The 19,270-nt window shown below is 68.4% G+C and carries 21 protein-coding genes, 1 pseudogene and 1 riboswitch; of the genes and pseudogenes, 11 read left to right on the plus strand and 11 right to left on the minus strand.

Annotated elements, in window-relative coordinates:
* The first annotated feature begins 26 nt into the window (after window positions 1-26).
* Window positions 27-1,808, plus strand: coding sequence for an adenylate/guanylate cyclase domain-containing protein (locus tag KIK15_RS06305; RefSeq protein WP_214243355.1), 1,782 nt, complete (start codon window positions 27-29; stop codon window positions 1,806-1,808).
* Here the strand turns inward: KIK15_RS06305 and KIK15_RS06310 are convergent.
* Window positions 1,791-2,756 (minus strand): threo-3-hydroxy-L-aspartate ammonia-lyase, encoded by a 966-nt coding sequence (locus KIK15_RS06310; protein WP_214243356.1) that lies wholly within the window; start codon window positions 2,754-2,756, stop codon window positions 1,791-1,793. The genes KIK15_RS06305 and KIK15_RS06310 overlap by 18 nt on opposite strands.
* A 136-nt stretch (window positions 2,757-2,892) precedes the next feature.
* On the opposite strand from KIK15_RS06310, the gene KIK15_RS06315 reads away from it, so the two are divergent.
* Together KIK15_RS06315 and KIK15_RS06320 are read left to right on the plus strand one after the other, a co-directional pair.
* Entirely contained in the window at window positions 2,893-3,765 is an 873-nt protein-coding gene (locus KIK15_RS06315; protein ID WP_214243357.1) for an oxidoreductase, read from the plus strand.
* 75 nt (window positions 3,766-3,840) lie between these two features.
* On the plus strand, window positions 3,841-4,446 hold the full coding sequence (locus KIK15_RS06320) for a hypothetical protein (protein WP_214243358.1): 606 nt from the start codon (window positions 3,841-3,843) through the stop codon (window positions 4,444-4,446).
* Between the two features lie 27 nt (window positions 4,447-4,473).
* On the opposite strand, the pseudogene KIK15_RS06325 reads toward KIK15_RS06320, so the two are convergent.
* A pseudogene (locus KIK15_RS06325) lies at window positions 4,474-5,106 on the minus strand (alpha-ketoglutarate-dependent dioxygenase AlkB).
* A 156-nt stretch (window positions 5,107-5,262) separates the two neighbouring features.
* Between KIK15_RS06325 and KIK15_RS06330 the strand changes: the two are divergent.
* Window positions 5,263-5,763, plus strand: a complete 501-nt coding sequence (locus KIK15_RS06330; protein WP_214243359.1) for a hypothetical protein — start codon at window positions 5,263-5,265, stop codon at window positions 5,761-5,763.
* Between the two features lie 11 nt (window positions 5,764-5,774).
* Here KIK15_RS06330 and KIK15_RS06335 read toward each other — a convergent pair whose 3' ends face one another.
* Complete coding sequence (locus KIK15_RS06335; RefSeq protein WP_214243360.1) at window positions 5,775-6,935, minus strand: pyridoxal phosphate-dependent aminotransferase; 1,161 nt, start codon at window positions 6,933-6,935, stop codon at window positions 5,775-5,777.
* Between the two features lie 69 nt (window positions 6,936-7,004).
* Between KIK15_RS06335 and KIK15_RS06340 the strand changes: the two genes are divergently transcribed.
* Window positions 7,005-7,748: a hypothetical protein gene (locus KIK15_RS06340; protein ID WP_214243361.1), complete on the plus strand. Its 744-nt coding sequence runs from the start codon at window positions 7,005-7,007 to the stop codon at window positions 7,746-7,748.
* 51 nt (window positions 7,749-7,799) lie between these two features.
* A complete protein-coding gene (locus KIK15_RS06345) occupies window positions 7,800-8,531 on the plus strand; it encodes a hypothetical protein (protein ID WP_214243362.1) in 732 nt (243 codons plus the stop codon).
* Here KIK15_RS06345 and KIK15_RS06350 read toward each other — a convergent pair whose 3' ends face one another.
* Entirely contained in the window at window positions 8,532-10,181 is a 1,650-nt protein-coding gene (locus KIK15_RS06350; protein WP_214243363.1) for a DNA repair helicase XPB, read from the minus strand. It abuts the gene before it with no gap.
* 35 nt (window positions 10,182-10,216) lie between these two features.
* Window positions 10,217-12,574, minus strand: coding sequence for a helicase-associated domain-containing protein (locus tag KIK15_RS06355; protein WP_214243364.1), 2,358 nt, complete (start codon window positions 12,572-12,574; stop codon window positions 10,217-10,219).
* On the opposite strand from KIK15_RS06355, the gene KIK15_RS06360 reads away from it, so the two are divergent.
* From KIK15_RS06360 to KIK15_RS06375, 4 genes are read left to right on the plus strand one after another with little or no spacing between them, the layout of a single operon-like run.
* Window positions 12,557-12,817, plus strand: coding sequence for a hypothetical protein (locus KIK15_RS06360; RefSeq protein ID WP_250324277.1), 261 nt, complete (start codon window positions 12,557-12,559; stop codon window positions 12,815-12,817). The two genes, KIK15_RS06355 and KIK15_RS06360, sit on opposite strands and share 18 nt — an antisense overlap.
* A 3-nt stretch (window positions 12,818-12,820) precedes the next feature.
* Window positions 12,821-13,321, plus strand: a complete 501-nt coding sequence (gene moaC / locus KIK15_RS06365; RefSeq protein ID WP_374222824.1) for a cyclic pyranopterin monophosphate synthase MoaC — start codon at window positions 12,821-12,823, stop codon at window positions 13,319-13,321.
* Window positions 13,314-13,805, plus strand: a complete 492-nt coding sequence (locus KIK15_RS06370) for a molybdenum cofactor biosynthesis protein B (protein WP_214243365.1) — start codon at window positions 13,314-13,316, stop codon at window positions 13,803-13,805. The genes moaC and KIK15_RS06370 overlap by 8 nt, the downstream gene beginning before the upstream one ends.
* Window positions 13,805-14,245: a molybdenum cofactor biosynthesis protein MoaE gene (locus KIK15_RS06375; RefSeq protein ID WP_214243366.1), complete on the plus strand. Its 441-nt coding sequence runs from the start codon at window positions 13,805-13,807 to the stop codon at window positions 14,243-14,245. Before KIK15_RS06370 ends, KIK15_RS06375 begins: the two co-directional genes overlap by 1 nt.
* Before the next feature lie 140 nt (window positions 14,246-14,385).
* On the opposite strand, the gene KIK15_RS06380 is transcribed toward KIK15_RS06375, so the two are convergent.
* The 5 genes from KIK15_RS06380 to KIK15_RS06400 form a co-directional block, all read right to left on the minus strand.
* Window positions 14,386-15,054, minus strand: a complete 669-nt coding sequence (locus KIK15_RS06380; RefSeq protein WP_214243367.1) for a transglycosylase family protein — start codon at window positions 15,052-15,054, stop codon at window positions 14,386-14,388.
* Between the two features lie 9 nt (window positions 15,055-15,063).
* A riboswitch (cyclic di-AMP (ydaO/yuaA leader) is annotated at window positions 15,064-15,230 on the minus strand.
* 388 nt (window positions 15,231-15,618) lie between these two features.
* On the minus strand, window positions 15,619-15,903 hold the full coding sequence (locus tag KIK15_RS06385; protein WP_307851766.1) for a MoaD/ThiS family protein: 285 nt from the start codon (window positions 15,901-15,903) through the stop codon (window positions 15,619-15,621).
* Entirely contained in the window at window positions 15,896-16,987 is a 1,092-nt protein-coding gene (gene moaA, locus KIK15_RS06390) for a GTP 3',8-cyclase MoaA (RefSeq protein WP_214243368.1), read from the minus strand. Before moaA ends, KIK15_RS06385 begins: the two co-directional genes overlap by 8 nt.
* Window positions 16,988-17,012: 25 nt before the next feature.
* Window positions 17,013-17,519, minus strand: coding sequence for a flavin reductase family protein (locus KIK15_RS06395; RefSeq protein WP_214243369.1), 507 nt, complete (start codon window positions 17,517-17,519; stop codon window positions 17,013-17,015).
* Window positions 17,516-17,728: a hypothetical protein gene (locus KIK15_RS06400; protein WP_214243370.1), complete on the minus strand. Its 213-nt coding sequence runs from the start codon at window positions 17,726-17,728 to the stop codon at window positions 17,516-17,518. The genes KIK15_RS06395 and KIK15_RS06400 overlap by 4 nt, the downstream gene beginning before the upstream one ends.
* A gap of 170 nt (window positions 17,729-17,898) precedes the next feature.
* Between KIK15_RS06400 and KIK15_RS06405 the strand changes: the two genes are divergently transcribed.
* Window positions 17,899-18,312 (plus strand): cold-shock protein, encoded by a 414-nt coding sequence (locus KIK15_RS06405; RefSeq protein ID WP_214243371.1) that lies wholly within the window; start codon window positions 17,899-17,901, stop codon window positions 18,310-18,312.
* 22 nt (window positions 18,313-18,334) lie between these two features.
* Here KIK15_RS06405 and KIK15_RS06410 read toward each other — a convergent pair whose 3' ends face one another.
* Window positions 18,335-19,264, minus strand: coding sequence for an ROK family protein (locus KIK15_RS06410; RefSeq protein ID WP_214243372.1), 930 nt, complete (start codon window positions 19,262-19,264; stop codon window positions 18,335-18,337).
* Between the last annotated feature and the right edge of the window lie 6 nt (window positions 19,265-19,270).

A 19,270-nucleotide genomic window follows, 5' to 3' on the forward strand; every position in this document is an offset into this window, starting at 1 on the left:
ACCGGAGCGAAGAGGGGGTGGACGGCATGGGCGGACGCGCAACAGCGACCCTGCGCCGCAGCACCGTCGACCGACTGCTGTCCCCGAGCACGCTGCCCGGCATCGACGTCTACTACCACCTCAGCGGCTTCGCCCCACCGCGGCCGGCCGCCCCAGCCGTGGACCTCGACGCCCGCCGGGCGATCGCTCGACGACTGCTGGCCATCGCCACGCTCGGTATCGTCACCGCCAACGTGTTGGTCGGCATCGAGACGATGGTGCTGCTGGCCCTGGTCACCAGCGGCGGTGATCTGTCGACTGCGAGTGGACCGCTGCGCAACACCGCAGCCCTCGTCGCCGCCCTGGTCGTCGGTGCCGTGGCCAACGTGGCCGCCGGGATCGCGTTGCTGCGCCCGCAGATCCTCTGGTTCATCAGCGGCACCCCCGCTGACGTCGACCGCCGCCGCGCGGTGCAGCGGATCCCGGTGCTCGGAGTGCTCGCCACCGCCATCGCCTGGGTCACCGGGGTCATCACCTATGCGGTGGCCACCGGCGGGGTGAGCGTGCGCGACCTGTCGATCATCGCCGCAGCCTTCGCCCTGGCCGGCGCGTCGTCGGGGTCGGTGGCCTACATGGTGCTCGAACGGGCGGGTCGTCCGCTGGTGGCCGCGGCCATGGCGGATGCACCCCCACGCCGCACCCTTCTGGGTGTGCGTGAGCGACTGTTCGTTCTGTGGATCGTGTGTTCCGGCGTACCGCTGGTGGGCATGCTGTTGGTCAACATCGGCCGTGGTGTGGGCTGGTTGCCCGCCAGCAGCACCGCCGTCGACATCACCACCGTCGTGCTCGCGGTGGTCTGCCTGGCCAGCGGGCTGCGCGCTGTCGCGCTCATCAGCACCTCCATCACCGACCCGGTCCGTGGTCTGCGACGTGCCGTGGAGGCCATCGGAGCCGGTGACTACTCCGCCCAGGTCGAGGTCTACGACTCGTCCGACCTCGGCATCCTGCAGCACGGGTTCAACGAGATGGTCGACGGTCTCGCCGAGCGGGAACGACTACGCGATCTGTTCGGTCGCCACGTGGGCCACGAGGTTGCCGCACTGGCGCTGCGCGACGACGACGGAATGCACGGCACCATCACCGACGTCGGTGTGCTGTTCGTCGACATCGAGGGATCCACGCGACTGGCCGAGAGCACCGATCCGCGTGCGGTGGCCGAGATGCTCAACCGGTTCTTCACCATCGTCGCCGACGTGATCGGTCGCCACGGCGGATTCATCAACAAGTTCGAGGGTGACGCCGCACTCGCGGTGTTCGGTGCGCCGACCCCGCTGGCCGACGCATCGACCGCAGCGCTGCGAGCCGCTCGCGAACTCGACCACGAACTTGCCGAGTTGGCCCCGCTGCGCTGCGGGATCGGGGTGTCGGCGGGAACCGTGTTCGCCGGCCACATCGGCGCCGAGACCCGCTACGAATACACCGTGATCGGCGACCCGGTCAACGAATGTGCGCGCCTGGCCGAGGTGGCCAAACGCACGGCATCGACGGTGTTGGCCAGCGGTGCCGCCATGATCGAGCAGGCGCCGGAACTCACCGCTCTCGATGCGGCCGACGCGCAGGGCGAGCGCGGCGGCACCGACGAGTACTGGGAGTGGGTGTCGCTGGGCACCATCACGCTGCGCGGTCGCAGCGCCGAGACCGAGATCTTCGCCCCCGCCGTCGACGGCGACGACGATGCGACGCAGTACAGTTCGGCGATCGGTGATCTGGTGGACCTCGTCGACGGATTGATCCGACGCCCGTTCTCCCTGTTACGCATCCGCCGATAGCGGCGCGGCGGCGGCGAAACGATCGAGGTCGACGTTGCCGCCGGAGATGATCACCCCGACCCGCCGACCGGCGAACAGATCCCGGTTGTTCAGGGCTGCAGCCACTCCCAGCGCACCCGTCGGCTCGACCACCATTTTGGTGCGGGTGGCCACCAGACCCATTGCGGCCAACAGCTGCTCGTCGGTGGCGGTCAGGATGTCGGTGACGTACTCGGCGATGATTTCGAAGGTGTGGGTGCCCAACGCGGTGGTCTGTGCGCCGTCGGCGATGGTGCGTGGCGGCGCTATGGTCACGATGCGGCCGGCGCGCAGCGACCGCCGACCGTCGTCGCCGGCCGCCGGTTCCACCCCGTATACCGCTACTCCTGGGGCCCGCGCGGCCGCGGCCACCAGGCCACCCGCCAGCAGTCCACCGCCGCCCAGCGGGATCAGGATCGCATCGAGATCGTCGGTGTCACTGAGGAGTTCGAGGGTTGCGGTGCCCTGCCCGGCGATGACGTCGGGATGATCGAAGGGTGGCAGCACCGCGGCCCCGGTGCGGTGGGCGAGTGCGGCCGCCACCTGCTGGCGATCCTGCGTGTAGCGGTCGTAGCCGACGATCTGTGCGCCGTAGCCGCGGGTGGCCGCCACCTTCGCCGCCGGGGCGTCGTGGGGCATGACGATGGTCGCGGGGATGTCGAACAGCGACGCGGCCAGCGCGACGGCTTGGGCGTGATTGCCCGACGAGAACGCCACCACACCCCGTGCCCGTTGCGGCCCGAGGCGGCTGATGGCGGTGTAGGCACCACGAAACTTGAACGCCCCCATGCGTTGCAGGTTCTCGCACTTGCAGAACAACTGGGCGCCGGCCGCCTCGTCGAGCAGACGTGAGGTGATCACCGGGGTGCGGTGGGCCACCCCGTCGAGGATGTCCGCCGCGGCCGTGACGTCGTCGATGGTGATCGGCACGCACTCACGCTACCCGCGTCGGTTGGGCGGAAACCCGCGTCGGTTGGGCGGAAACTCGCGTCGGCTGGGCGGAAACCCGCGTCGGCTGGGCGGAAACTCGCGTCGGCTGGGCGGAAGCCATCCGTAGAATCGGTCCATGGCGAAATGGACGACGAACGACATCCCCGATCAGACCGGACGCACCGTGTTGATCACCGGGGCCAACAGTGGTCTGGGCGAGCAGACTGCACGAGCGTTGGGCGCCAAGGGTGCAACGGTGATCATGGCCTGTCGCACGGTGAGCAAGGCCGAGCCGATCGCCGCAGCCATCGGTGCGAACGCCTCAGTGGTTCCGCTCGACCTCGCCGACCTGGGGTCGGTGCGTGCGTTGGCCGCCTCGATCGACTCGATCGACGTGTTGGTCAACAACGCCGGCGTCATGGCTGTGCCCGAGATGCGTACCGCCGACGGATTCGAGATGCAGTTCGGTACCAACCATCTCGGCCACTTCGCGTTGACCGGGTTGCTGCTGCCCAAGATCACCCAGCGCGTGGTCACGGTGTCCTCGACCATGGCATCGATCGGTGCGATCCAACTCGACGACCTCAACTTCCAGCGGCGGCGGTATGACCGGTGGGGCGCATACGGCCAGTCGAAGCTGGCCAACCTGATGTTCGGCCTCGAGCTCGCCCGCCGGCTCGGTCGTTCCGGATCTCCGGTCGCCTCGATGATCGCCCACCCCGGATACGCCTCCACCGGTTTGCAATCGCACACCCAGAGCTGGCAGGACGTGATGATGAAGGTGGGCGACCTGTTCGCCCAGTCGGCGGCTGCGGGTGCGTTGCCGCAGCTCTACGCCGCCACCTCGCCGGCTGCAGCGTCAGGTGCCTACTACGGGCCCAGCGGGATCGGAGGGCTGCGCGGGTCGCCCAAGCAGGTCAACCCGATAGCCCGCGCTCGCGATGAAGCGGTGGCGGGATCGTTGTGGTCGGCGTCGGAGGATCTGACGAAGGTCACCTTCGACTTCTGACCACGTGCACGTTCTGGGAACGGTGCATATAGGGTAAACCCGACATTTCGCCCGTGAGTGATCGGAGCCCCCAACATGAGTACACCCACGCCGCCGGCTGCCCCTCAGTTCCCGGCCGGGGCCAGTCCCTACGGGCCGTCGCCGACGAAGAAGTCCAAGCGCCCGCTGTTCATCGTCTTGGGCGTGGTCGCCGCGCTGGTGGTGGCCATCGTTGTCGTCGGCCTGGTGTCGTCCGGTGGTTCGGTGGAGAACAACATCGACAAGGCGGCCGCCGGTGACTGCCTCACCATCGGTGGGTCATCGGCGTCAGCCAAGCCGAAGAAGGCCGACTGCGAGGCCGAGACGTTCTCCTTCATCGTGGCCAAGCAACTCGATGTAGGCCAAAGCGATTGCGGCAACGACCAGTACTCGAACCTGACGCAAAAGGGCAAGGGTTCGCTGTGTCTGGTGCCCAACATGCGGGTGGGCAAGTGCTACCAATTCCCCGGGACCGGCGGCAGCATCGTCGATACTCGTGAAGTCGACTGCGGGGCAGCGGTTCCTGCGGAGGGCAAGCAGGTGGTGTCGGTCACCGACCGACAGGACGCCGACGGCGCCGCCTGCGATCAGGCGATCGCACTCACCTTCGACGAGCCCGCCCCGTTGACCTACTGCCTGCAGATCCTCGATCCCACGAACTGACCGCGAGGCCCCCGGGTCGAACCGACCTCAGCGCACGCCCCGCGGGCGGAATTGGACGCTGATCCGGGGGCCCACGCCGGTGCGTTTGGGTATCGAGTGGTCCCAGGTGCGTTGGCACGATCCGCCCATGACGAGCAGATCTCCATGGGCGACAGTGAATTTCATCGACGGTCCGCCACCACGCGGCCGTAACAGGAGCGGACGGGTGGCGCCGAACGACACGATGGCCACCAGAGTGTCGTCGGTGGCGCCGCGACCGAACCGGTCGCCGTGCCAGGCCACACTGTCGCGGCCGTCGCGGTACAGACACAACCCGGTGGTGGTGAACCCCTCGGGAAGTTCCCGGCGGTAGTGCTCGTTGAGCGCATCGCAGGCCGACCGCACCAGTGGGTGGGGTGCGATCCCATCGTGGAAGCTGACCAGGCGGGGGACGTCGAGCACCCGGCGGTACATCGCGCGTTGCTCGTGCTACCAATCCAGGGTGTCCCGCAGTTCCTCGACGATGGTGTCGGCGTTGCGAATCCAGCCCGGCATCACATCCACCCATGCACCCTCGGCCAACTCTCGCCGGTGCACCCGGGGGCCCAGGTCGCCGATGATCGGTGCGTCGGTGGTGGGCGTCTCCTCGAACAGCGACCCCTGCAGACCAGGCGTGTGCATGCCACGATCCTAACCCACTGTGGGAACATCAGTTCGAAATATGATTCGTTGACGTCACCATATGGATCGATTTAGGGTTATCGCGCGATAAGCATCGCAGATGTGCTGCCGGGGCACGGTACGTCGACTGGACAACCTGACCTACAGGAGAATCAGATGACGAAGCACACGATGAAGTCGACAATTCGGGTCGCCACGGTGGCCATCGGGGTGTCGGTCGCCGCAGCGGGAATCGCGGTCCCCGCATCCGCTCAACCGCCGGGGTGCAGCCGGATGTACGACGAATCCTGCCCGCCGGCGGCACCGGGATCGCCACAGGAGATCAGCGACACGGCTTACGCGGCCGGCAGCGTTCTGTACATAGTCACGCTGGAGATGCTCTACGGCGACCAGTGGCGCGAGGTGTACCTGCGGACGTACGGCCAGAAGCCGCCGACGACTCCCGCACCCACGAAGCCGGCGCCAACCCAGAAGAAGCCGGCGCCAACCCAGCCCGCGCCCGCCCCACCAGCAGGCGGCGGCGGAGGCGGCGGTGAGGGTCGTGGCGGCGGGGGGTCCGCTGGTGGCATCGACCTGCCCAGCGGAAGCTACGGCGGGTCCGGCTCCGACACCAGTGGCACCCCCACGGTGATCGTGGGTCCCCTGCGGCCGGAGTAGCGGCGGCCAGATCAGTCGGTGAGGGTTTGTAGACGTGCCACCGCCTCGGTCAGCACCTCGTCGCGTTTGGCGAAGGCGAAACGCACGAGGTGCGACCACGGTTCGGCGTTGTCGACGAACGCACTCACCGGCACTGCAGCCACCCCGACCCGCTGGGGCAGATCGCGACAGAGTTGTTCGCCGTCGCGGTACCCCAGCGGGCGCGGGTCGGCGCAGACGAAGAATGTCCCGGCGGTGTGATGAACCCCGAAACCGATGTTGCGCAACGCCTCTGAGATCAGGTCACGCTTGCGCGCCAGGTCTTCGCGCGCCTGGTGCACCCAGGGCATCTGGGTGTTCAGTGCGTGCGTGACGGCCGGCTGGAACGGGCCGCTGCCCACGAACGACATGAACTGCTTGGCGGTCCGGGTCGCCGCCACCAGCTCCGCCGGACCACTGACCCAGCCCACCTTCCAGCCGGTGACATTGAAAGTCTTTGCTGCACTGGAGATCCGAAGGGTTCGCTCGCGCATGCCGGGCAGGGTGGCGATGCTGCGATGCGGGCGGCCGTCGAACACCTGGTGCTCGTAGACCTCGTCGCTGAGCACGATCACGTCGTGGGCGATGCAGACCGAGGCGATGGCCTGCAGATCGTCGGCGCTCAGCACCGTCCCGGTGGGGTTGTGTGGACTGTTGAGCACCAGCACCGCGGTGCGGTCGGACACGGTGGCGGCCAGGGCATCGCGGTCCAGGGTGAAGGTGTCGCCGTCGGCGACCAGCGGCACCGTGCGCCGCACACCACCGGCCATCGCGGTGGCCGCGGCATAGGCGTCGTAATACGGCTCGATCACCACCACCTCTGCACCCGGCTCCACCAGCCCCACCAGCGAGCCGGCGATGGCCTCGGTGGCGCCGACGGTGATCAGCACCTCGGTGTCGGGGTCGTAATCCAATCCGTGACAACGTGATTGGTGATCGGCCACCGCCTGCCGCAGCAACGGCACCCCCGGGCCGGGTGGGTACTGGTTGTTGCCCCCGGTGATCTGCGAGCAGGCCGCGGCCAACATCGACGCGGGTCCGTCGGTGTCGGGGAACCCCTGCCCGAGGTTGATGGCACCGTGGGTCACCGCCAGCTGCGACATCTCGGCGAAGATGGTGGTCGCGTAGGGGGTGAGTCGGGATACGGTCGGCATGGTTTCCAGGCTGTCACACCCGACCCGACGCCGTAGAGTGGTGCGATCGGCCGACAGACTGGAGCTGGCATGACCTATCCGAACGACCCGGCCCGGCCCGACCCCGATCATCCGGCACCGCAGTTCGGATTTCCACCGCCCTTTCCGCAGCCCGGCCACGGACCGAGCCCCTATCCGGCGCCGCCACCGGCCGGGGGCCCGCCACCGTACGGTCAGAGTCCCTACCCGCCCGCTCCTGGTGCTCCCGGCCCCTATCCGCCACCGCCGTTGGGCACCCCGCTGCCCAAGAAGCGCAAGTTGTGGCCGCTGTTGGTCATCCTGGGCGTGGTAGCCGCCGTCGTCGTCGGGTCGGTGATCGCCGTGGTCGCGCTGACCAAGGACAACGTGACCGCCGCCGACGACGTGAACGTGAAGGACTGTGTGACGGTCAAACCCGTGGGCGACAAGGTGAAACCAGAGAAGGTGAGTTGTTCGTCGTCGACGTTCTCCTACACCGTGGCCGAGAAGTTCGAGAGTTCCTCGGCCTCGTGCACCGACACCCTCGCCTCGGCGGTCACCTTCGGCGACCGGGGACGACTCTGTCTGCGACTGAACCTGCAGGTGGGTAAGTGTTATCGCCTACCGACCGGGGCCGACAAGGGCGACTTCGGGCGGATCGACGAGGTGAGCTGCGGGGCTGCTTCGGCAGGCAGCCTGGTCATCGAGGTCAAGAGCCGCAGCCGCGCCAGCGAGGACTGCGGTGGCAGTGAACCGTTGACCTTCACCAAGCCCGACCCGCTCACCTACTGCGTGGACGCCATCAGCGGCGGGTAGCAGCCGCGGCACGCCGAGCCGCACCGACTCCTCGGACGATAGGGTCGGCGGATGAGCTATCCGCAATTCCCGTACCCCGGCGATCCGCGTGGGCAGGCCGGGACTCCCATGGGTCCGGCGTTTCCCGGTGGTCCGACCGGGTCACCCCAGTACGGTGCGGGACCGCATGCACCGATTCCCTATGGGGCCGGTCAGTTCCCGCCCGCGCCGTACGGGCAGTTCGCGCCGCCCCCGCCGCCGCGCCGACGCGGATACAAGGCGCTGGCGGTGATCGGCGTCGTGATCGTCGCCCTGGTCATCGGGCTCATCGTGGCGTTCGTGATGATCACCCGGGACTCGGTGACCTCCGCCGACGACGTGCAGGTCGGTGACTGCGTCCGCGTGACGGAGAAGTCGGGCGCGGACAACAACGTGACCGTCAAGACCGTCGACTGCGCCGACGAGAAGTTCAGCTACTACGTGGCCTCGTCCAGCGATTCGACCTTCGCCTACTGCTCGGGCGGTCGCTACGACAAGGTGACCCTCGGTATGGGTCAGGGGTCGTTGTGCTTGGCGCCCAACATGAAAGAGGGCAGGTGCTACCAGTTCGGCGACGACTCGTCGTTCGTGGATCGGCCGTGTGGGGCGGCGTCGACCGAGCCCGGTGGCACCGTGGCGAAGGTGACCAAGCGGGTCGACGGTGACACCACGCCTGACTGCCCCGAGGGTTCCGGAGGCGTCGGGTTCGCCCTCCCCAGACCCATCGGCTACTGCCTGCAGTCGGCCACCGGCGTTCCGGCCTGATCAGACCGCGGGTCCGAGCAGGTCGTCGGCGTCGGTGATCCGGTAGGCGTACCCCTGCTCGGCGAGAAAGCGCTGCCGATGCGCGGCGTAGTCGGCGTCGAGGGTGTCGCGCGAGACCACCGAGTAGAAGTGTGCTTGTCCGCCATCCTTTTTCGGCCGCAGCAAGCGGCCCAGCCGTTGCGCCTCCTCCTGGCGGGAGCCGAATGTCCCCGACACCTGCACCGCCACCGACGCCTCGGGGAGGTCGATGGAGAAGTTGGCCACCTTGCTGACCACCAGCGTGGCGATCTCGCCGGTGCGGAACTGTTCGAACAGGGCTTCGCGGTCCTTGTTCTTGGTGGAGCCCTGGATGACCGGTGCATCCAGGGCGGTCCCGAGCTCTTCGAGTTGATCGATGTAGGCGCCGATGATGAGCGTGGGAGAACCGTTGTGGCGCGCCAGGATCGACTTGACCACGTTCACCTTGGTGTGGGCGGTGGAACACAGCTTGTACTTCTCGTCGGCCTCGGCCACCGCGTACTGCAGACGTTCCTCGTCGGTCAACGTCACCCGCACCTCGATGCATTCGGCCGGCGCGATCCAGCCCTGGGCCTCGATGTCTTTCCACGGTGCGTCATAGCGTTTCGGGCCGATGAGGCTGAACACGTCACCCTCGCGACCGTCCTCACGAACCAGGGTGGCGGTCAACCCGAGGCGCCGACGCGACTGTAGGTCGGCGGTCATCCGAAACACCGGCGCGGGCAACAGATGCACCTCGTCGTAGATGATCAGACCCCAGTCGCGGGAGTCGAAGAGTTCGAGGTTTCGATACTCGCCCTTGGACTTTCGTGTCATCACCTGGTATGTCGCGATGGTGACGGGCCGGATCTCCTTGCGTTCACCCGAGTACTCGCCGATCTCTTCCTCGGTCAGCGACGTGCGTGCCACCAGTTCACGCTTCCACTGTCGCCCGGCCACGGTGTTGGTCACCAGGATCAAAGTGGTGGCACCGGCTTTGGCCATCGCCGCGGCACCGACCATGGTCTTGCCCGCGCCACAGGGCAGCACCACCACACCCGAGCCGCCCGCCCAGAACGAGTCGGCGGCCATCTGCTGGTAGTCGCGCAACGCCCAATCGGTCTGGGCCAGCTCGATGGGGTGGGCCTCACCGTCGACGTAACCGGCGAGATCTTCAGCCGGCCACCCCACTTTGAGCAGCACCTGCTTGAGTCGACCCCGCTCGGAGGGGTGCACGATCACGGTGTCGTCGTCGATCCGGGCACCCAGCATCGGGGCCACCTTCTTGTTGCGCATGATCTCCTCGAGCACCGCGCGGTCGAGGCTCACCAGCGTCAGACCGTGCACCGGGCTCTTGACCAACTGCAGCCGCCCGAACTTGCCCATGGTGTCGACGATGTCCATCAGCAGCGGCTGTGGCACCGCGTAGCGGGAGAACTTCACCAGGGCATCGACCACCTGCTCGGCGTCGTGACCGGCGGCCCGAGCGTTCCACAGCGCCAACGGGGTGATGCGATAGGTGTGCACGTGCTCGGGGGCACGTTCGAGTTCGGCGAAGGGGGCGATCGCCGCGCGGGCGGCGGGCGCGTCGGCGTGGTCGACCTCGAGGAGCAGGGTCTTGTCGGACTGGACGATCAGCGGGCCATCGGTCACCCACCCATTGTCCACGTCCCGGTGGCGGTGAACGCTCAGAGGTCGTCGACCAGCAACTCCACCGAGGTGATGCGGTGCAGGGCGAAGTGGGATTCGTCGAACGGCCCCGCGGTGGCGTGGGGTGCGGCGATCAACTGCCCGGCGCCCACCTGGCGCGGCACCACCACGTGCGTGCTGGCCGAACCGTGGGCGTCGACGTAGCCGATACGGACGCGTCGGTCGGCCTTGCGGGCCAGGTTCAGCAGGGCGGTGGCGCTCTCGCCGCCACCGCTGCGCACGCTGCTCGACGAGCGAGCTGCGGTGGCCACGTCGTGTGCCCGCATCCGGTCGACCACCTCGCCGAGTTGCTCGGCGCTGGGGGTGGGCGGTCGGTGCGCGGGTCGTCGGGTGGTTCGCGGCGCCGGAACGCGGGCGCCTCGCTCGCGCAGATCCACCAGGTCGCCTGAGCTGTCCTCGCCGGCCGGGGCGAAACCGGCCGCCCGCAACTCGTCGAGCACCGTTTTCAGCGGGGCCTGCGACACCGCGACGGTCGGAGCCAGGGCACGCAACGCCAGAGTCTCGGCCACCGGGTTCGACAGCACCGCGGCCAGGGTGGTGGCGTCCTCACAGCGGATGAACGCCGTCGCCACCCCCACCCGAAGTTGCCCGTGGCGCCGCGCGACATCGTCGATGAGGTACTCCAACGACTGTGGCACCGGGGTTTTCGAGTGCGCGGTGAAGAAACCGATCAGCTCGGTGCCGGTGCGGCCGGTGTCGAGCGCGCGGCGGATCGACTCGTCGGTGATGCGGTACACCGAGGCCGCCCCGCCTGATTCCAGATCCGCCACCAGGCTCAGTTCGGCGCTGAGCTCGGCCACCAACGGTCCGGGCGCGGTGACGGTCAGATCGGCCTGGGTAAGGAAGAAGTCGATCGGTTCGGGCAGCGCGCGAGCCATCGCGGCTAGCACCGACTTGTCCCGTGCGTCGGCGGTGTCCGCGTCGATACCACGTGAGATGGCCTCGGCCGCAATGAGTTCACGCCCCACCGCACTCAGTGCACCGTGCGCCACCACCCCCAGGGCGCGCGCCTCGTCGAGGGTGGCCTCGATCAACGTCCGCGTCAGCCGGCGCTGCCAGCGAGGATGTCGCCACGTCGTCAACACGCCCAACTCGTCGAGGTCGACCGGTACCCCAGGCTTTCCAGATGCCATGGCGCCCAGGATTATCCGACGCTCCACGATGGCGGCGGTGTCGTGCAATTCGCCGGCGAGGGTGGGGATGGTGGCACCGTCGATCCCGGCTTCGCCCACCTGCCACGGCCGTCGCGGCAGCGTCAGCCAGCTCTCGGCCACGCTGTGCCAGCGACGTTCGGGTACCTGATGCAGCCATTGGTCGGCGGTGACGGTCGGTGTCCAGGCGTTCTCGCCGGACTCCAGCGGTGGATCGGGAAAGTTGTTGTCCACCAGGCGTGCCGCCACCGCCAGCTCCAGCACGAAGCTCTGTCGCGCCGCCGGCAGCCCGGTCACCTTGACCAGCTTGCGCAGCTCACGCACCCCCAGCCCGCCCGCGCGCAGTTGCAGCGCAGGCGTGCGCCCCAGCGCCTCGATGGTGTCGGCGAGGTGGCGCAGCAACTCCAGCGCCTCGCCCCCAGCCGCGGCCTCCACGTCACCGGCGGTGAAACGTCGCCGGCCGGTGGCGCTCGACAGGGTTGGCTCACGCAGATCGCCTGGCTCGCCGGTGGTCTCGCCACGCAGCAGCGCACCCACCACCGGCGGCAGCTCGACGGTCTGATCGTCCACCCGGGCCAACAGGCCCAACCCGATCATCCGGGGCACCGGCCGGTCGGCGGGGGCGCTGGGATCGGCATCGCGGGTGCGCCCCAGCGGTGATCCGGTGGCCAGCGTGGTCAGCAGCTCACGCTCGCGTTCGGACACCGAATCCAGCAGTTCGGTGATCTCGGCCAGGGTGCGGGCAGCCAACGGCCCGTTCAGGTGGTGGGCGCGGGTGGGCAGGGCGGCACCGCCGTGCGGGGCCACCGACAGTGCGTCGTCGGGACCCCAGACGATCGCGCGCTTACGTAACTGGTCGATGCGGGCCCGGATCTCGGCGGGCTCGGCGCGCCCGGTCAATGCGGCCAGGACCGCGTCGGTGGAGGTGGTGTCGAGACCGGCTTCGTCGAGGATCACCTCGAGGACGGCGACGCCGAGGAGGTCGATCGCCTCAGCCGCCAGGTTGATCGACGCGGCCGCCGCCGCCCGCTGGGCCAACACCGACACCCCGGCCGGTGGGGGAGCAGCCAGATCGGGTCGGGTGGTGAACAGCTCGATCAGTTCGGCGTCGGTGCGCGACGCCAGGTCCTCGGCGAGACTGCGACGCCCAGGGGATCCGGCTCCGACATGGGGTGCAGAGCTCATCTGGTCGATGATAGGGACCTGGCGTCATGGCAGAATGAGCACGTGGCTGAAAAGAAGAAGCAGGACAAGCGTCGCTACGTCGACAACGGATGGCCCACGTCGGCAGAGGGTGACCACGAGCACGCGGTGTCGGAGTTCGCTGCCAGCATCTCCGGTGCGCTGTCTCCCTTCGGCGAGACGGAGTTCCCGTTGCCGGTGGAGTCGCTGCCCTACACCCACGCCAAGACCGACATCAACCGCTGATCGGTGTCCGATCCCGGATCACTCTCCAACGCTGAGCCCGGGCTGACCCACATCGACGCCTCGGGCGCGGCCCGCATGGTCGATGTCGGAAACAAGGCTGCCTCCAAGCGGATTGCGGTGGCCGCCGGTACGTTCCTCACCACCACCGAGGCGATCGCTGCGTTGTCAGACGGGCAGCTCGCCAAAGGCGACGCCCTGGCCACCGCCCGGATCGCGGCGATCATGGGCGCCAAGCGAACTCCCGATCTCATCCCGCTGTGCCATCAGGTGGCCCTGTCGTCGGTGTCGGTCGATTTCGACATCGCCGCCACCTCCATCGGGGTACGGGCTACCGCCGTCACCACCGACCGCACCGGGGTGGAGATGGAGGCGTTGACCGCCGTCGCGATCGCCGGTCTCACCCTGCACGACATGGTCAAGGCGCTCGATCCGCTCGCCACCATGACCGAGGTGCGGCTGGTGGAGAAGATCGGCGGCAAGCGTGGACACTGGACCCGTGACTGACCTGCGTTCCACCCCGTTCACCGCTCGTGTCGTCGTGTCCTCCACCCGGGCGGCCGCCGGGGTATACCCCGACCGGACCGGACCCATCATCGTCGAATGGCTTGCTGCACAGGGCATCACCGTCGACGAGGTGAGCGTTGTGGCCGACGGCGACCCGGTGGGGATGCAGCTGCGCGCTGCGGTGACCGCGGGAGTGTCGTTGGTGATCACCACCGGCGGCACCGGGCTGAGCCCCTCCGACGAGACCCCTGAACAGACGCGTGCGGTGATCGACAAGCAGATCCCGGGTCTGGCGGATGCTATTCGGGCCGCGGGCGGTGATCGGGTGCCCACGGCGGTCCTCTCGCGCGGCACCGCAGGCATTGCCGGGCGCACCCTCATCGTCAATCTGCCCGGATCGACTGGCGGCGTGCGCGACGGCTTGACCGTTTTGGCGCCGGTCCTGGCCCACGCCCTCGACCAGATCGCCGGAGGTGACCACTGATGGGTGCAGCGGTGGTCGCGTGCGCGGTGGTGACCGAGGATGTCGTGGATGAGGCCCGCCATCGCGATGCCGTCGTCGAGGCGGCCGGTGGGACGGCCGGGGCGATCGTCAGCTTCGTCGGCGCGGTCCGCAACCACGACGGCGGTCGTGGCGTGTCGGCCCTGCACTACAGCGCCCACCCCACCGCCGCTGACGTGGTGGCGACGGTGGCCGCGGAGGTGGCCGCAGGTGCCGAGGGTGTGCGGGCGGTGGCGGTGTCGCATCGGGTGGGCGACCTGGTGATCGGTGACGCCGCGCTGGTGGTCGCCGTGGCCGCCGATCATCGTCGTGCGGCGTTTGACACCTGCGCGCACCTGGTCGATGCCATCAAAGAGGCCCTGCCGGTATGGAAGCACCAGATCTTCGCCGACGGCACCGACGAATGGGTGGGCTCGGCCTGAGTTCCCGCCGGCCCTGAGTTATCGCTCGGTGGGGCAAGAACGGAGAGCGAAGTGGAAAAGGGCCCCGCACGGGATCGATGTCCTCGTGCGGGGCCCTTCGTTCAGGAGACCCTCACGGCGTCAGGCGCCGAGTGTGAGAGTCACGGCAGGGGGATGAGGCCCTTGTTCTGGTTGAACAGCGCGATCTGACCGGGGGTCAGGTTCAGCGCGCCCTTGGCCTGGTTCCAGAAGGCCACGATGGCCGGGTTCACCGGGCGGCCGGACTGGGCAGCGTTGGCGATCGACGCGTCGACCTGAGCCTTGACCTCGGCGGTGGTGGTGGCGTTGCCTGCGGTCTGCAGCGAGTTCAGCGGCTCCGACACCCGTGCGGGAGCGGGTGCGGGCTTTGCCTTGGGGGCGGCCTTGACCTGCTTGGGCACATCGGTGACGGTGCGCGGGGTGGCGGCGCCGAGCCCCACGCCACAGACCGGCCAGGCACCCTTGCCCTGAGTGGCCAGCACGCGCTCGGCGATCATGATCTGCTGCTCTTTGGTGGCCTGGTCGGCGGTGGGCGCGAACTGGGTTCCGCCGTGGCCAGCCCAGGTGCCGGGGCTGAACTGAAGTCCACCCTGGTAACCGTTTCCGGTGTTGATGGCCCAGTTGCCACCCGACTCACACTGTGCGACCTGGTTCCACTGGTCGTCGGTCGCGGCCGAGGCGTTGCCCGCACCCATGAGGATGCTGGCGCCACCGCCGATGACGGCGGAGGTCAGGGCCACCTTGGCGGCGGTACGAACGATGGGCGACTGTTGACGATGACGTCCGGACATGAATATGCCAATTCCTCTCTCCACGCGCCGACGAAGTGAGCTGTCGGGTTCGGGCTGAGAGGTCGCCCGGCTCCGCAGTGCGGAGCTTCACCCCAAGGGGATGGTCTGTGAACCAGTCCCCGGTTCTCCTGGGAGATGTGGGTCCCCCGCCCTCGTTCCTGAAGTGTGTTTCTGGTTTGCTCTGTCCACGGAACGAGGTTTGGCGCGGCGGGCAGAGCGTGTGTTGTGTCGTTGACCGTTTGGACGGCCGAGCCAGACGCTACGTGCTGTGCCGGACGAAGTCATACCTTTGGTTGACGAACTATTCCCGCGTCGATGTCACGATCTCGCCGCCATAACCGGAGTCATCCCAGGCCACGCGCGCGACTGCCGAGCCGTCGCCGTTCTGTTACTGAGAAGTTATTGTGACGAAGGACACATCAAGACTGTACGTCTGAGCGGTCATGTCCTGGGGTTCTCGGCGGAGCGCCCGTCGTGAGACGTCGCCGTACCAGGGCTGTTCACCAATTGTGGTCTGCCAGACCATTTCTCGTCGATGTGATCGCGCCCACCGTAGCGGGTTCGTCAGCCGCCCGCGAACGGCGGCAGGACGTCGATGGTGGTGCACGGGGCCACCGGCACGGCACGATCGCGCACGGCAACCGCGTCGCGTAGATAGGTACATCGCTGTAGCACCCGAGCCAGCGCGGGGTTGTCCATGCCGATCTGAGCCTCCAGGTCGCCGATGGTGGCCGTTGCAGGCACGGTCAGGGATTGCTCGCCGCGTCCGGCGGCCGCGCGGGCTGCGGCGAAATAGCGGACGGTCACGGCGTGGGTCTCGGGTGCCGGACCCGCGGTGTGATCAGCCACCGATGGCCGACATCGGTCGTGTCGGTTGGAGAAAGGATGGATCGTTGATGGCGTGGCCCGGCAGCTTGCCCCAGGTCGCCCGCCGCCAGGCCTGCGCGATGGTGTCGTCGTCGACACCGCTGCGCAGCAGCGCCCGCAGATCGGTCTCGGTGCTGGAGAACAGACAGGTGCGCAGCTGCCCGTCGGCGGTGAGCCGGGTGCGGTCGCAGTCGCCGCAGAACGGCCGGGTGACCGAGGCGATGATCCCCACGCGCGCCGGAACGTGCGTCCCGTCGCGACCCGGTGCGGTGTGACCGCCCACCACCCACGTCTGAGCCGGAGCGGCACCGCGTGGGACGGAGTCGGGGCGCAGATCGAACTCGGCCGACAGGCGGGCGTACACCTGATCGGCGGTGATCATGTCCGCGCGCGACCATCGGTGATCTGCGTCGAGTGGCATCTGTTCGATGATCCGCAGCGCGAACCCCCGGTCCAGGCACATCCGCAGCAGGGCCACCGCATCGTCGAGTCCACCGTCGGGGGCGAGCACCGCATTCACTTTCACCGGGGTCAGGCCTGCCTCGGCGGCCGCGTCCAACCCGAGCAGGACGTCAGCTATCCGGTCGCGTCGGGTGATGGCGGCGAAACGGTCTCGGTCAAGGGTGTCCAGGGACACGTTCACCCGGTTCAGCCCAGCGGCGGCCAACGCACCGGCGTGCTTGTCCAGGCCGAGACCATTGGTGGTCAACGCCAGCTCCGGGCGCGGGTGCAGTGCGGCGGCCGCAGCGATGATCTGGGTGATGTCCTTGCGTAGCAAGGGTTCTCCGCCGGTGAATCGCACCGCACGGATACCGAGCGCGCTGACCCCGATGCCGATCAGGCGGATCATCTCGTCGGTGGTGAGCACGGCAGCATCGTCGAGCCAGTCCAGCCCCTGCGCCGGCATGCAGTAGGTGCAGCGCAGATTGCACCGGTCGGTCAGCGACACCCGCAGATCTCGGGTGACCCGGCCGAAGGTGTCGACCATCGGTCCGGTCTCGGGCATACCGGCCACTGACGTGGTGCTCGAGGCGAGGCCGGGAATGCCCAGGCCGGTGACGGTCATGACACCAGCCTAGCCGCGGGGACCCTCAGCCACGGACCTCCAGCGCGCGGAACGTGCTGGCGTGGAAGACCAGGGGTTCGATCGCGGGGTCGGCGCGCAGAGCTGAGATCTCCAGCAGCACCAGATTGTGGTCGCCGGTGGGGAACTCGTTGTACAGGCGGCACGACAACATCGCCGCAGCGCCGGGGATGAACACCGCGCCGTGATCGTCGATCACCGGGTCGATGCCGTCGAAGCGTTGCGGGGCCGGTCCGGCGAGCTGCGTGCACAGGCGATCCTGCCCGGCGGCGAACACACTGACCCCGATCGCGGTGGCGGCGCGCAGTCGTGGCCAGGTGGAGGAGGTGTGCTGCACACACAGCGACACCAGGGGCGGATCGAGGGAGACGGTGGCAAACGAGCTCGCCGCGATGCCCACCGGCACCCCGTTGATCACCGCGCACACCGCGACGACTCCGGTGGGAAAACAGCTGTAGGCGTTGCGGAGTGCCGAGCCGTCGGCGACGGGGGTCAGGGTGGCCGGGGTGCTCATCGTTGGCGCCGACCCGAGCGAAGGGCGTAGATCAGTCCGAGCACGAATCCGATCGGGGCGCAGTTGGTGAGCAGCGAGACCACGATCGGGGCTCGTTCGTCGCCACCGGTGACGGCCGGGACGATGAACATGATGGCGATCGAGACCAGTCCGACCACGAAGAAGGCGATCGCCGCGCGGAGCAGGCGGTCGCTGCGCTGTTGCTGCATACGACGACGGTAGATCAGCGGGTCAGCCGCCGCCCAGCCGAGTGTGTGAGCTGCGTCGAGTACAGGTCAATCCATCGACATCTGAGCTGTAGAATGCTGCCGTAGCGCGTCCTGGGATGGTCAACACGGTCCGTCTTCGGGGCGCTTTTCGTTGTGAAAGGGTGACGGCAGTGCCTACCGGCAAAGTGAAGTGGTACGACACCGAGAAGGGCTTCGGCTTCCTGTCTCAGGAGGACGGCGAGGACGTCTACGTCCGATCGAGTGCGCTTCCCGCCGGTGTGGACGGTCTCAAACCCGGCCAGCGGGTCGAGTTCGGCATGGCCGCAGGGCGCCGCGGACCGCAGGCGCTGTCGGTGAAGGTGCTCGACCCGGCCCCGAGTGTGGCCAAGAATGTGCGTGAGGCCGCCAAGGAGAACGCCAAAAAGCACAGTCCCGACGAGTTGCACGGCATGGTGGCCGACCTGATCACCTTGCTCGAGGCCAAGGTGCAACCGGACCTGCGCAAGGGGCGCTACCCCGACCGCAAGACCGCCCAGCGCATCTCCGAAGTGGTGCGCGCGGTGGCCCGCGAACTGGAGAACTGACCCCCCCGCACGCCGAGCATCGTCACCGGCGTGGGGGCAGGGTCTGGCGTCGATAGATCAGTGCCGCCGCCCCGATCAGTGGTGCGTCCGCGCCCAACCCGGCCCCCACCACCGGTACCTCGGCGACATACGGCAGCGGATGGCGGGCCACCTCGGCGGCGATCAGGTCGACCAGATCGGTGCTCACCCTGGTGAATCCGCCTCCGATGGCCACCACCTGGACTGGGACCAACGCGATCGCGCTGCCGATGGCCTGGCCGACGGCGTTGGCGCAGCGCACCACCGCGGCCTGCGCGATCGGGTCACCGGCGGCGTAGGCCACGGCGAGATCCTCACCGGTGGCACCGGAGAACCCCTGCTCCACAGCCCACGCCACAGTGTTGGGACCCGAGGCGACCGATTCGAGCATCGTGGTGCGGCCCAGACAGTCTGCGCCGGTGACTCCGGAGATCTCCATCTGACCGATGTGTCCGGCGTTGCCGCCCAACGGTGTCCCGTTGACGATCAGTCCGCCGCCGATGCCGGTGGAGATGACCAGCACCAGCGCATGATCTGCTCCGCGGGCCGCGCCCAGCCAGTGTTCACCCAACGCCACGGCCACCCCGTCACGCCGGAACTCCACCTCGGATTCGTCGGCCCCCGCGGCGCGGGCGATCACAGTGCGCAGCGCAAACCCCTCCAGCACAGGCAGATTGATCGGCACCACCTGTCCGTCGATCTCGTTCACCGGGCCGGGTGCGGCGATCCCCACCCCGATCACGTCCACCTGCGGGTGGCTCGTGCGCGCGGCACGCACGGTGTCGCCGATCACCGCGGCCAGCTCGTGCGCGCTCGCCCGGGCGCCGGTGGCACCTCGGCGACGACTGTCGGTGAGCACCGCCCCATCCGCGGTGACCAGACCGGCTTCGACCTTGGTGCCGCCCAGATCGACGGCGAGTACCGCTTCGGTCACGGCCGG

It is taken from the genome of Williamsia sp. CHRR-6, from assembly GCF_018474015.1.
In the GTDB taxonomy this organism is placed as follows: domain Bacteria; phylum Actinomycetota; class Actinomycetes; order Mycobacteriales; family Mycobacteriaceae; genus Williamsia_A.